Below are 13,763 nucleotides of genomic sequence, written 5' to 3'. Positions count from 1 at the left end.
TCCCTGTCCCTTCCGTATCCCTTCCGCCGCGCGGCGGACCCGCGCGGCGGACTGGCGCAAGGGGTGAGGGTGCCCGGCCAACACGTTCGCGGAGGGCCTGGCGACCGGCCAACCGTTCCGCGGAAGTGCCGGACGAACGCGGCGCCGACCGGTTCACGGGGCGCGTGACGGGCCCGGGGCGCGCGAAGGACCCGCGCGGCCGGTTCGCGCAGGACCTGGCCGGGGTGCGGCGGCGCGGCGACGCGGCGGTGGGGGCGGGGCGCGAAGGACCTCCCGCCGGGCCGCGCGTTCGGATGCCTGAGCGAGTCCCTCCGAGGCCGGCGGTGCTCCCGTCGGGCAGCGCGGATGGGGACCAAGGTGGCGGTGACGCAGATCACCGCAAATACCGCGAAGACTCCCTTTGCGACCACGGTGGCCGGGCGTGCGCCGGGATCGCGATCAAGCGAAGAGGAAGCGGAACCCTCAGCGCCACTTGGAGACACCCCGAATCCCGTCTCAGTTCACCTTCCGTTCATCCAGGTTACTTACGTTCGCCGGGCCACTGACGTCCATAGATTGCCTGGGTAAATGGAACACATCACGCTGCTGCTCGCGATTGTGATCGTGACAGCTCTCGTGTTCGATTTCACGAACGGTTTCCACGACACCGCCAACGCGATGGCGACGACCATCTCGACCGGCGCCCTGAAGCCCAAGACCGCGGTGGCCATGTCCGCGGTTCTCAATCTCGTCGGCGCGTTCCTGTCCGTGGAGGTCGCCAAAACGATCTCCAGCGGAATCGTCAACGAGGCAGGCATCACCCCCGAAGTCATTTTCGCGGCGCTCGTCGGCGCCATCCTCTGGAACCTGATGACCTGGCTGATCGGCCTGCCGTCCAGTTCCTCGCACGCGCTCATGGGCGGTCTGATCGGCGCCACGATCGCCTCGGTCGGGATCAGCGGTGTCAACGGTGGCACGGTCGTCACCAAGGTGCTGATCCCCGCCATAGCCGCCCCCCTCGTCGCCGGTATCGCGGCCTACCTCGCCTCCAGGCTGACGTACCGGATCGGCCGGAACACCGACGACAAGGCGACCGCCAAGGGCTATCGCACGGGCCAGATCGCGTCCGCGGGTCTGGTCTCGCTGGCCCACGGCACCAATGACGCGCAGAAGACGATGGGCATCATCACGCTGGCGCTCGTCGCCGGCGGCGTACTCAACCCCGGTTCCAACCCCCCGATGTGGGTCATCGTGTCCGCCGGTATCGCGATCGCGCTGGGGACCTACCTCGGCGGCTGGCGCATCATCCGCACGATGGGCAAGGGCCTGACCGACCTCCAGCCGCAGCAGGGCTTCGCCGCCCAGACCAGCGCGGCCAGCGTCATCCTCGCCTCGTCCAACCTCGGTTTCTCGCTCTCCACGACCCATTCCTGCTCCGGCGCGGTGATGGGCGCGGGTCTGGGCCGCAAGGGCGGTGTGGTCCGCTGGTCCACGGCCACCCGGATGTTCGTGGCCTGGGGTCTGACCCTGCCGGCCGCGGCCCTGGTCGCGGCGGGTTCGGAGTATGTGACCAAGCAGGGCGACTGGGGCGTCGCGGCCGTCGCGGTCTTCCTGGTCGCCTCGTGCGCCGCGATCTGGCTGGTCTCGCGCCGCCAGGTGGTCGACCACACCAATGTCAACGATGTGGACCAGGACGGCGAACCCGCGGGCGTCGTGACCGCGGCCGTCGCGGCCGTCGCCCCGCCGCCGGCCGGTGTCACCTCGCAGCAGGACCTTAAGACGACCATTCCGGGCCCCGCGCCCGCCGCCCCCGAAGCCGGCCCGACGAGCCCGGCCGCGGTGTAAGGACGGATTCGGCATGAAAATCGACTGGGCAGCCCTCGGTTCCGTCTTCGGCGTGAGCCTTGTCGCCACCGTCGCTCTGGTGGGTCTGTTCACCCTCGGGATCATCGGACTCAGCAAGCAGGCTTCGGCGGCGGGCGGCGGGACCTCCGTGGCACTCGCGCGGACTGGCGCGTACGCCTGTTTCGCGCTCTGTGTGGCGGCCGTGTCGTACGGGATCTATCTGATCGTCGCCTGACCGCACATCCTCACCACCCGTCCCACCGGCCGGGCCGGACATCCTTCGGGTGCCGGTCCGGTCCGCTTGTGTGCACGGGCCGGTAAGCCTCGCGCATCGGGGCCGCCATGCGGACCGGTGCACGGGCCGGTGCACGGGCCGGTGCCTTGTGTATCGGGCCGCCATGCGGACCGGCGGCGTCCGGACGGGGTGGCCGGTTTCCGCGCCTCCCGGGGGTCCGCGCCCGAGTGTGGGTCTCAGCACACTGTCCCGTCGCAGGTCAACGGCAGGTTGACGGGTGTTCTCACAGCGTGGTGGACTTCCGGGGCCATCACGACGGCAACAGAGGAAGCCGGTGCAAATCCGGCGCGGTCCCGCCACTGTCACCGGGGAGTCATCCCCGGAAGCCAGGAACTCTCACCGTCGATCACGTCGAACCAGGGCGCGGACACCCTGAGTGAGGACATATCGCCATGCCTGGCTGCGGTTCAGCACCTGCCCCGAGTACTGCCCTGAGCCCGGTTGACGGTCCAGGGCCCGTCCGGAACGAGACACCGGCCTGAACCCATGCGTGCCGACCGAGTATTCGTGTACGGCGCCACAGCCGGACTGGCCGGCGATCTGCTGCTGGGTGATCCTCGCCGGGGGCACCCGGTCGCCGCGTTCGGGCGGGTCGCGGGCGCCGTCGAACGGGTCCTGTGGCGTGACCACCGCGGCTGGGGCGCACTGCACACCGCCGTGTGCGCCGGAGGCGCGACCGCGGCGGCCGTGCTTCTCGCGCGCGGGGCGCGTTCCAGTCCCGCCGCGTCCCTGGCCCTGACCGCAGCGGCAACCTGGACCGTTGTCGGCGGTACGTCACTGGGGCGCGAGGCCCGCGCCATCGGCGACGCGCTCGCCGCCCGGGACCTGGAGCTGGCCAGAGAGCGGCTGCCGCGGCTGTGCGGGCGCGATCCGCAGTCCCTGGACGAGGCCCAGGTCGCCCGTGCGGTGGTGGAGTCCGTCGCCGAGAACACCTCAGACGCCGTGGTGGGCGCGCTCCTGTGGGGAGCCCTCGCGGGCGTGCCGGGGCTGGTGGGCTTCCGCGCCGTCAACACCCTGGACGCGATGGTCGGCCACAAGTCACCCCGCTATCGGCGGTTCGGCTGGGCATCGGCACGCCTCGACGACCTCGCCGGCTGGCCGGGAGCACGGCTGACGGCGGCACTCGCCGTTCTCGCGGGCGGGCAGCCGCGTACGGCCGTACGGGCCTGGCGGGCCGACGCGCACCGGCATCCGAGCCCCAACGCGGGCCCCGTGGAGGCGTCGTTCGCCGGTGCCCTCGGGGTACGGCTCGGCGGGACCCTCGCGTACGGCGGCCGGGTCGAGCACCGGCCGGCGCTCCACACCGGGGGGCGTCCGGTGGAGACGGGGGACATCGAACGGGCCGTCAGGCTGTCACGGCGGGTGAGTCTGCTCGCCCTGGGCGCGGGTGTCACCGGCCGGCTGCTGTTCCGGCGGCTGTCCCGGCAGGTCCCGCCGCGCGCACCCCGGCGCGTTCTCCGTTCCGTACGGGGAGCGGTCCGATGACCGGCCGCCGGGGACGCGGCGGCGGGCTGCTCGTCGCGGGTACGACGTCCGACGCGGGCAAGAGCGTCGTCACCGCGGGGATCTGCCGCTGGCTGGTGCGGCAGGGTGTGAAAGTCGCGCCCTTCAAGGGGCAGAACATGTCCCTCAATTCGTTTGTGACGCGCGAGGGCGCGGAGATCGGCCGCGCGCAGGCGATGCAGGCGCAGGCGGCCCGGGTCGAGCCGACGGCGCTGATGAACCCCGTTCTGCTCAAACCCGGGAGCGACCGCAGCAGTCAGGTCGTTCTGCTGGGCAAGCCGGTGGGCGAACTGAGCGCCCGCGGGTTCTTCGGCGGGCCGTCCGCCGGGAGGGCGCTGCGCGGCGGCCGGCGGGAGGAGTTGCTGTCCACGGTCGTGGAGTGCCTGGAAGAGCTGCGGAGCACCTACGACGCCGTGATCTGCGAGGGGGCGGGCAGTCCCGCCGAGATCAATCTGCGGCGCACGGACATCGTGAACATGGGCGTCGCCCGCGCCGCCCAACTCCCGGTGCTCATCGTCGGGGACATCGACCGCGGCGGTGTCTTCGCCTCCTTCTTCGGTACGACCGCACTGCTCGGCGCGGCCGATCAGCGGCTGGTGGCCGGGTATCTCGTCAACAAGTTCCGCGGCGATGTGTCGTTGCTGGAGCCGGGGCTCGACATGCTCGAAGGGCTCACCGGGCGGCGGACCTACGGGGTGCTGCCGTACGCGCACGGGCTGGGCATCGACGAGGAGGACGGGCTGCGGGTGTCCCTGCGCGGGGCCGTCCGCGAGTCGGCCGTGGCGCCGCCCGTCGGTGAGGACTTGCTGCGGGTCGCGGTGTGTGCGGTGCCGCTGATGTCCAACTTCACCGATGTGGACGCGCTGGCGGCGGAGCCGGGGGTGATCGTGCGGTTCGTGGACCGGCCCGAGGAACTGGCCGACGCGGATCTCGTGATCGTGCCGGGAACCCGGGGCACGGTCCGTGCGTTGGAGTGGCTGAGGGAGCGGGGACTGGCGCGGGAGCTGGCGCGCAGGGCGGCCGATGGGCGTCCGGTGCTGGGGATCTGCGGCGGGTTCCAGGTGCTCGGTGAGCACATTGAGGATGAGGTCGAGTCACGGGCAGGTTCCGTGACCGGTCTGGGACTGCTGCCCGTGCGGGTGCGGTTCGCGGCCGAGAAGACACTTGCGAGGCCGACGGGCACAGCGCTCGGCGAGCGCGTGGATGGGTACGAGATCCACCACGGCGTCGCCGAGGTGCTGGGCGGAGCGGCCTTCCCCGGGGGCTGCCGGGTCGGTGAGGTGTGGGGCACCCACTGGCACGGCTCATTGGAGAGTGACGGCTTCCGGCGGCAGTTCCTGAGACAGGTCGCGAGCGCCACCCACCGGCGTTTCGTGCCCGCTGAGGACACGTCGTTCGGAGCGCTCCGCGAGGAGCAGCTGGACCGGCTCGGCGACCTCGTCGAAGAACACGCTGACACGGACGCGCTCATGCGGCTCATCGAGCAGGGCGCGCCCGCAGGACTTCCTTTCATCGCCCCTGGCGCACCCACAGAATCCGGAGCACCCGCATGAGCACTGTGCTGCTGTTGTCGACCGCCGACACGGACCTGCTGGCGGCCCGCGCCTCCGGCGCGCCGTACCGGATCGGCAATCCGACGCGTGTCGATGTGACCGAGGAGCTGCCCGCGCTGATCGACGGCGCGTCGGTCGCCGTCGTCCGGCTGCTGGGCGGCAAGCGGGCCTGGGAGGACGGGCTGGCGGCGCTGCGGGCCTCGGGGATTCCGACGGTGCTGCTCGGTGGGGAGGCCGTCCCCGACGCGGAGTTGATGGCCGAGTCGTCGGTGCCCGCGGGGGTGGTCGCCGAGGCGCTGCGGTATCTCGTCGAGGGCGGCCCGGGCAATCTCGTGGAGCTGGCCCGCTTCCTCTCCGACACCGTGCTGCTGACCGGGCAGGGGTTCGCGGGGCCGCAGGAGATGCCCCAGTGGGGGGTGCACGGCGCCAGGGTCCACCGGGAGGGGCTGCCGACCGTCGGGGTGCTGTTCTACCGCGCCCACGAGCTGTCCGGGAACACCTCGTTCGTCGATGTGCTGTGCGAGCGGATCGAGGCCCGGGGGGCCAACGCCCTGCCGGTGTTCGTCGGTTCGCTGCGCGGCGCCGATCCGGCGCTGTACGACCTGCTGGGGCAGGCCGACGCGCTGGTCGCGACCGTACTCGCCGCGGGGGGCACCAACGCCTCCGAGGCCAGTGCGGGCGGCGATGACGAGGCATGGGACATCGGGGCGCTCGCCGAGCTGAACGTCCCCGTGCTGCAGGGGCTGTGCCTCACCTCATCCCGCCGGGTGTGGGAGGCGTCGGACGCCGCGCTCTCCCCCATGGACGCGGCGATGCAGGTCGCCATCCCCGAGTTCGACGGGCGGATCGTCACGGTCCCGTTCTCGTTCAAGGAGGACGGCCCCGACGGCGTCCCGGTGTACACGGCGGATCCGGAGCGGGCCGCGCGGGTCGCCGGGATCGCCGTGCGGCACGCCCGGCTGCGGCACAAGCCGAACGCGGAGAAGAAGCTCGCGCTCGTCTTCACCGCCTATCCGACGAAGCACTCCCGGGTCGGCAACGCGGTGGGCCTCGACACCCCGGCGTCCGCCGTGCGGCTCCTGGACGCCCTGAGGGACGCCGGATATCTCGTCGAGGGCTACCCGGACGAGGGGGACGAGCTGATCCACCGGCTCATCGCCGCCGGTGGTCACGATGTGGAGTGGCTGACCGAGGAGCAGCTGAGCGCCGCGCCCGCGCGGGTGCCCCTCGCGGACTACCGGGCCTGGTTCGAGGCGCTGGAGCCGTCGCTGCGGGACGGGATGCTGGAGCACTGGGGCGAGCCACCGGGCTCGCTGTATGTCGACGGCGACGATGTCGTGCTGGCCTCGCTCCGGTTCGGGAACGTCATCGTGATGATCCAGCCGCCGCGCGGCTTCGGTGAGAACCCGATCGCGATCTACCACGACCCGGACATGCCGCCCTCCCATCACTACATGGCGGCCTACCGGTGGCTGGAGGAGTCGTTCGGCGCCGACGCGATCGTCCACCTGGGCAAGCACGGCACCATGGAGTGGCTGCCGGGCAAGGGGCTGGGGCTGTCGGCGGGCTGCGGCCCCGACGCGGTCCTGGGCGAGGTGCCGCTGGTCTACCCGTTCATCGTGAACGATCCCGGTGAGGGCACCCAGGCCAAGCGGCGCGGCCATGCGACGGTCGTGGACCATCTGGTGCCGCCGATGGCGCGCGCCGACACCTACGGCGATCTGGCCAAGCTGGAGCAGCTCCTCGACGAGTACGCGCTCGTCAGCGACCTCGACCCGGTGAAGGCCCCGGCGGTGCGGGCGCAGATCTGGACGCTGGTGAAGGCGGCCGAGCTGCATCACGATCTGCGGGTCGACGAGCAGCCGGGCGACGACGACTTCGACGAGTTCGTCATGCATATCGACGGCTATCTCTGTGAGATCAAGGACGTCCAGATCCGGGACGGCCTGCATGTGCTGGGCGGTGGCCCGGAGGCCGAGCCCCGGGTCAATCTGGTGCTGGCCGTCCTGCGCGCCTCCCAGGTCTGGGGTGGGCGGGCCCATGCGCTGCCGGGTCTGCGGGCCGCCCTGGCCGGCCATTTCGGGCTGGTGGAGAAGGAGTTGCTCGCCGCGCCGGGTGCTCCGGTGAAGGTTCCCGACGGCCTCACCTCGCTGGTGGACGGCCCGGCGCGGACGGGTGCGGACGCCATCGATCTGCTGGAGCAGCTGTGCCGGCGGCTGGCTGAGGGCCTGGAGTCGCGGGGCTGGGACGCCGCCGCGGTGCCCGCGCTGGTGCGCGAGGAGCTGGACGCCGCACTGCCGGACGCGGTGGCCGTGCTGGAGTTCGCCTGCCGTGAGGTGGTGCCCCGGCTGGCCCGTACCTCGGACGAGATCGACAACATCCTGCTGGCGCTGGACGGCGGATACGTCCCGGCCGGCCCCTCGGGCTCCCCGACGCGCGGGCTGGTCAACGTCCTGCCGACGGGACGGAACTTCTACTCGGTCGACCCCAAGGCGATCCCGTCCCGGCTGTCCTGGGAGGTCGGCCAGGCGCTGGCCGACTCCCTGGTGGAGCGCTATCTCGCCGACACCGGCGGCTATCCGAAGTCGGTCGGTCTCACCGTCTGGGGCACCTCCGCGATGCGCACCCAGGGCGACGACATCGCCGAGATCCTCGCCCTGCTGGGCTGCCGCCCGGTGTGGGACGACGCGTCCCGGCGGGTGACCGGCTTCGAGGTGGTGCCGCTCGCCGAGCTGGGCCGCCCCCGTATCGATGTGACGGTCCGTATCTCCGGCTTCTTCCGGGACGCGTTCCCCCATGTGGTGAGCCTGATCGATGACGCCGTCCGGACCGTGGCCGAACTGGACGAGAGCGCCGACGCCAACTACGTACGGGCGCACGCTGACGAGGACACCGCCGAGCACGGCGACCGGCGGCGTGCCACGGCCCGGGTCTTCGGCTCCAAGCCGGGTGCGTACGGGGCGGGGCTGCTGCCGCTGATCGACGCGCGGAACTGGCGGAGTGACGCGGACCTCGCCGAGGTGTACGCGGTGTGGGGCGGCTATGCGTACGGGCGCGGGCTGGACGGCCGGGCGGCGCGCGGCGACATGGAGACGGCGTTCCGGCGGATCGCGGTGGCGGCGAAGAACGTCGACACGCGTGAGCACGACCTGGTCGACGCCGACGACTACTTCCAGTACCACGGCGGCATGGTGGCGATGGTCCGCCATCTGACCGGCGAGTCCCCCGAGGCGTATGTCGGCGACAGCGCGACGCCCGATCAGGTGCGGACGCGGACGCTCGGTGAGGAGACGCACCGGGTGTTCCGGGCGCGGGTGGTCAACCCCCGGTGGATGGCCGCGATGCGGCGGCACGGCTACAAGGGCGCGTTCGAGATGGCCGCGACCGTGGACTATCTGTTCGGGTACGACGCGACGGCCGGGGTCGTGGACGACTGGATGTACGAGAAGCTCAGCGCCGAGTACGTCTTCGATCCGGAGAACCGGGACTTCATGAAGAAGTCCAATCCCTGGGCGCTGCGGGGCATCTCCGAGCGGCTGCTGGAGGCGGCCGAGCGCGGGCTGTGGGCTGAGCCGGACGCGTCGACGCTGGAGCGGCTGCGGCAGACATATCTCGAACTTGAGGGTGATCTGGAGGGCGACGAGTGAGCGCCCTTCCCCGCCCGGGGCTCCGCCGCCGGGCCGCCGCCGCCCATTCGCCCGGTCCGACAGCCGCGGTTCCATCAACCGCGGGTCCATCAGCCGCAGGTCCATCAGCCGCAGGTCCGACAGCCGCGGGGGTGTCCCCCGTGTCCCGTACACCGGTCGCCGGTGCGACCGCTTTCGCCATCGAGGAGGCCGTATGAGCACGCCCTACCCGTTCACCGCGATCGTCGGGCAGGACGATCTGCGGCTGGCGCTTCTGCTGAACGCGGTGTCGCCGCAGGTCGGCGGGGTGCTGGTGCGGGGTGAGAAGGGGACCGCCAAGTCCACCGCGGTGCGGGCCCTGTCGGCGCTGCTCCCGGAGGTCGTGGTGGTCGCCGGCTGCCGGTTCTCCTGCGATCCTGCCTCCCCCGATCCGGTCTGCCCGGACGGACCGCACGAGGCGGGCGCCGGGCTGGAGCGGCCGGCCCGCATGGTGGAGCTGCCCGTCGGCGCGTCCGAGGACCGGCTCGTCGGGGCCCTCGACATCGAGCGGGCCCTGTCCGACGGAGTCAAGGCTTTCGAGCCGGGGCTGCTCGCGGACGCGCACCGGGGGATCCTGTACGTCGACGAGGTGAACCTGCTGCACGACCATCTGGTCGATGTGCTGCTGGACGCCGCCGCCATGGGCGCCTCCTATGTCGAGCGCGAAGGTGTCTCGGTGCGGCACGCCGCCCGCTTTCTGCTGGTGGGGACCATGAATCCCGAAGAGGGCGAGCTGCGTCCGCAGTTGCTCGACCGGTTCGGTCTGACGGTGGAGGTCGCCGCCTCGCGGGAGCCCGACCTGCGGGTGGAGGTGGTGCGGCGGCGGCTGGCGTACGACGACGACCCGGCCGGGTTCGCGGCGCGCTGGGCCGCTGAGGAGGAGGCGCTGCGGGCGCGGATCGTGGCGGCCCGCGCACTGCTGCCCGAGGTCCGGCTCGGGGACGGCGCGCTCAGGCAGATCGCGGCGACCTGTGCCGCGTTCGAGGTGGACGGGATGCGGGCGGACATCGTGATGGCCCGTACCGCGACGGCGCTGGCCGCCTGGGCGGGGCGCCCGGAGGTGCTCGCCGAGGATGTCCGCCGGGCGGCGCTGCTGGCGCTCCCCCACCGGCGGCGGCGCAATCCGTTCGACGCGCCCGGGCTGGACGAGGAGAAGCTCGACGACACGCTGGAGGAGTTCGGGGGCGCCGGGTCCGACGATCCCGCTCCGGACTCCGAACCCGATCCGGGTTCCGGTCCCGACCCTTCCGATCACGATCCCGCCCCGGAGTCCGACCCCGACCCCGACCCGGATCCCGACGGCGGCGGTGGCGGTGGCGGGCAGCCGCCGGGGGACGGTCCCGGCACTCCGCCCCGGGGCGACGCGCCCGCGCGGCCGGAGCCGGGCGAGGACAGCGATCCGTCCCGGAGCGAGTCCGGCGGGGCAGGTGGCGGTGAACAGCGGCCGGTGCGGGCCGGGGAGCCGTTCCGTACGAAGGTGCTGAGCGTGCCGGGGACGGGCGAGGGTGCCGCCGGCCGCCGGTCGCGCTCGCGGGCCGCGCACGGCAGGACGACGGGTGCGCGACGGCCCAGGGGCGCGCTCACCAAGCTGCATCTGGCGGCGACCGTGCGGGCCGCGGCTCCCCATCAGCGGGCCCGGGGCCGTTCGGGGCCGGGGCTGGTGGTGCGGCGGGACGATCTGCGGCAGTCCGTGCGGGAGGGGCGCGAGTCCAACCTCGTGCTGTTCGTGGTGGACGCCTCGGGCTCGATGGCGGCCCGGCAGCGGATGGGCGCGGTCAAGGGCGCGGTGCTCTCGCTGCTGCTGGACGCCTACCAGCGCCGGGACAAGGTCGGTCTGATCACCTTTCGCGGCAAGGACGCCGAGGTGGCCCTGCCCCCGACGTCCTCGGTGGACGCGGCGGCGGCCCGGCTCGATCTGCTGCCGACCGGCGGGCGCACCCCGCTGGCGGCCGGGCTGCTGAAGGCGCACCACGTCCTGCGGGTGGAGCGGATGCGCGATCCGTCGCGGCGGGCGCTGCTGCTCGTGGTGACCGACGGCCGCGCCACGGGCGGCCCCGATCCGGTGGCGCTGGCGGCACGGGCCGCGCGGCTGCACGCCGCTGACGGGACGGCCGCCATCGTCGTGGACTGCGAGTCGGGGCCGGTGCGGCTCGGTCTTGCGGGCGCGCTGGCCGCCGATCTCCAGGGGGCGGCCGTGACGCTCGACGAGTTGCGGGGGGACGCGATCGCCTCGCTGGTGAAGAGCGTTCGGACCGCCGGGTCCGCCAGGAGGGCCGCGTAGATGCCACAGGGACAACCATCCGTCGTCCCGGACGACGGACTGACCACACGCCAGCGCCGCAACCGTCCCCTCGTCGTCGTCCACACGGGTCCGGGCAAGGGCAAGTCGACGGCCGCCTTCGGACTGGCGCTGCGCGCCTGGAACCAGGGGTGGCCGATCGGGGTGTTCCAGTTCGTCAAGTCCGCCAAGTGGAAGGTCGGCGAGGAGACCGCGCTGAAGGTCCTCGGGGCGTCCGGCGAGGGCGGCCCGGTCGACTGGCACAAGATGGGTGAGGGCTGGTCGTGGGTGCAGCGCGACCGGCAGTTCAGCAACGAGGAAGCCGCCCGCGAGGGCTGGGAGCAGGTCAAGCGGGATCTGGCCGCGGAGACCTACCGGCTCTATGTCCTCGATGAGTTCGCCTACCCCATGCACTGGGGGTGGGTGGACACCGACGAGGTGCTCTCGGTGCTGCGGGACCGCCCAGGGAACCAGCATGTGGTGATCACCGGCCGTAACGCCCCGGCCGAGCTGATCGGCTTCGCCGATCTCGTGACCGAGATGACCAAGGTGAAGCACCCGATGGACGCGGGTCAGAAGGGGCAGCGGGGCATCGAGTGGTAGCACGTCTCGTGATCGCCGCACCGTCATCGGGCAGCGGAAAGACCACCGTCGCGACGGGCCTGATGGCGGCCTTCACCGCGTCGGGCCTGTCCGTGTCCCCGCACAAGGTGGGGCCCGACTACATCGACCCGGGCTATCACTCACTCGCGACGGGGCGGCCGGGCCGGAATCTGGACGCGTATCTGTGCGGTACGGAGCTGATGGCGCCGCTGTTCGCGCATGGCGCGGCGGGATGCGATGTGGCCGTCGTCGAGGGCGTGATGGGGCTGTACGACGGCGCGGCGGGGGCAGGCGAGCTGGCGTCCACCGCGCAGCTCGCCAAGCTGCTGCGCGCGCCGGTGGTGCTGGTAGTGGACGCGTCGTCGCAATCGCGGTCGGTGGCGGCGCTGGTGCACGGGTTCGCGTCCTGGGATCCGGGCGTACGGATCGGCGGCGTGATCCTGAACAGGGTGGGCTCCGGCCGGCACGAGGAACTGCTGCGGGAGGCCATGGACGAGGTGGGGGTCCCGGTGCTGGGGGTGTTGCGGCGGAACGGCGCGGTGGCGACGCCCTCGCGGCATCTGGGTCTTGTGCCGGTGGCGGAGCGCCGACAGGACGCGGTGGCAGCGGTGGCCGCGATGGGTGAACTGGTGCGGGCGGGATGCGATCTCGATGGGCTGCTGGCGCTGGCACGGTCGGCACCGCCGGTGGTGGCCGAGCCGTGGGACGCCCGCGCGGGCACGGGCCCCCGGCCTGGTTTCCGGCCGGGCCACGCAGCGCAGGCGCGGCCCGTCGTCGCCGTCGCGGCCGGGCCCGCGTTCACGTTCTCGTACGCCGAGCACACCGAACTGCTCACCGCGCACGGCGCCGACATCGCCCCGTTCGACCCGCTGCGGGACGAGCGCCTCCCCGACGGCACCGCGGGCATTGTCATCGGGGGCGGGTTCCCGGAGGTCTACGCGCCGCGGTTGTCGGCGAACGAGGCGATGCGGAAGGCGGTCGGCGCGTTCGCCCGCGCGGGGGGACCGGTCGCGGCCGAGTGCGCGGGGCTGCTGTATCTGAGCCGTTCGCTGGACGGGGAGCCGATGTGCGGGGTGCTGGACGCCGAGGCGCGGATGGGTGAGCGGCTGACGCTCGGGTACCGGGAGGCGGTCGCGGTGGCCGACAGCTGTCTGGCCGTCAGCGGGACCCGGCTGCGGGGGCACGAGTTCCACCGGACGGTGATCGAACCGGGGTCGGGGGCCACCCCCGCGTGGGGCGTCCACCGGCCGGAGCGCCGGACGGAAGGCTTCGTCCAGCGGGGTGTGCACGCGAGCTATCTGCATACGCACTGGGCCGCCGAGCCCGGTGTCGCCCGTCGATTCGTTGAGAGGTGCGCGCGATGAGCAGGCTGGTCGGGGTCGGAGTGGGGCCCGGGGACCCGGAGTTGGTGACGGTGAAGGGCGTGCGGGTCCTGCGGGAGGCCGATGTCGTCGTCGTACCGGTGATGGAGACGGGTGAGCGGGGGCGCGCGGAGGCGACCGTACTGCACTATGTCGACGCGGCGAAGGTCGTACGGGTCGTCTTCGCGCTCAATGAGCGCACGGACCGGGCCCGCCGGGAGGCCGCGTGGGACGCCGCGGGGGCGCGGGTGGCCGAGTTGCTGCGGGAGACGGACCGTGTCGCGTTCGCGACCATCGGGGACCCCAATGTGTATTCGACCTTCACCTATCTCGCGCAGACCATCGGCGAACTCGTACCGGGGACGGTCGTGGAGACGGTCCCCGGGATCACCGCGATGCAGGATCTGGCGGCCCGCAGCGGCGCGGTCCTCACCGAGGGCACCGAGCCGCTGACGCTGGTGCCGGTGACCGCGGGGGCCGCCGTGCTGAAGGACGCGTTGGAGGGGCCGGGGACGGTCGTGGCGTACAAGTTCGGCCGGCTGGCGGGTGAGGTGGCGACCGCGCTGCGGGAGACCGGGCGCGGCGAGGGCGCGGTCTGGGGGTCCGCGCTGGGACTGCCCGGTGAGTCGATCCGGCAGGCTTCGGAGCTGGATGAGAGTCCGCTGCCGTATCTCTCGACAC

The 13,763-nt window shown here is 72.5% G+C and carries 9 protein-coding genes and 1 riboswitch; all 9 genes read left to right on the top strand.

What is annotated here, in order from left to right; translation table 11 throughout:
* Positions 1-567: 567 nt before the first annotated feature.
* On the top strand, positions 568-1,824 hold the full coding sequence (locus ACWF94_RS16135; protein WP_453487995.1) for an anion permease: 1,257 nt from the start codon (positions 568-570) through the stop codon (positions 1,822-1,824).
* Positions 1,825-1,837: 13 nt separating this feature from the next.
* Entirely contained in the window at positions 1,838-2,059 is a 222-nt protein-coding gene (locus ACWF94_RS16130; RefSeq protein ID WP_453487994.1) for a hypothetical protein, read from the top strand.
* A 285-nt stretch (positions 2,060-2,344) separates the two neighbouring features.
* A riboswitch (cobalamin riboswitch) is annotated at positions 2,345-2,476 on the top strand.
* Between the two features lie 129 nt (positions 2,477-2,605).
* Positions 2,606-3,604: a cobalamin biosynthesis protein gene (locus ACWF94_RS16125; protein WP_453487993.1), complete on the top strand. Its 999-nt coding sequence runs from the start codon at positions 2,606-2,608 to the stop codon at positions 3,602-3,604.
* A complete protein-coding gene (locus ACWF94_RS16120) occupies positions 3,601-5,175 on the top strand; it encodes a cobyric acid synthase (protein WP_453487992.1) in 1,575 nt (524 codons plus the stop codon). Before ACWF94_RS16125 ends, ACWF94_RS16120 begins: the two co-directional genes overlap by 4 nt.
* Positions 5,172-8,822, top strand: a complete 3,651-nt coding sequence (cobN, locus tag ACWF94_RS16115; RefSeq protein ID WP_453487991.1) for a cobaltochelatase subunit CobN — start codon at positions 5,172-5,174, stop codon at positions 8,820-8,822. Before ACWF94_RS16120 ends, cobN begins: the two co-directional genes overlap by 4 nt.
* Before the next feature lie 193 nt (positions 8,823-9,015).
* Positions 9,016-11,121 (top strand): putative cobaltochelatase, encoded by a 2,106-nt coding sequence (locus ACWF94_RS16110; protein WP_453487990.1) that lies wholly within the window; start codon positions 9,016-9,018, stop codon positions 11,119-11,121.
* Complete coding sequence (gene cobO, locus ACWF94_RS16105; RefSeq protein ID WP_453487989.1) at positions 11,122-11,721, top strand: cob(I)yrinic acid a,c-diamide adenosyltransferase; 600 nt, start codon at positions 11,122-11,124, stop codon at positions 11,719-11,721. It abuts the gene before it with no gap.
* Entirely contained in the window at positions 11,715-13,085 is a 1,371-nt protein-coding gene (locus ACWF94_RS16100; RefSeq protein WP_453487988.1) for a cobyrinate a,c-diamide synthase, read from the top strand. The genes cobO and ACWF94_RS16100 overlap by 7 nt, the downstream gene beginning before the upstream one ends.
* On the top strand, positions 13,082-13,763 hold a 682-nt coding region (gene cobI, locus ACWF94_RS16095), incomplete at its 3' end, for a precorrin-2 C(20)-methyltransferase (protein WP_453487987.1). The genes ACWF94_RS16100 and cobI, both read left to right, overlap by 4 nt.

It is taken from the genome of Streptomyces sp. NPDC055078 (assembly GCF_053607985.1).
Note: the sequence above shows the minus strand (reverse complement) of the source record. Positions and strands in the feature narration are given on the sequence as shown.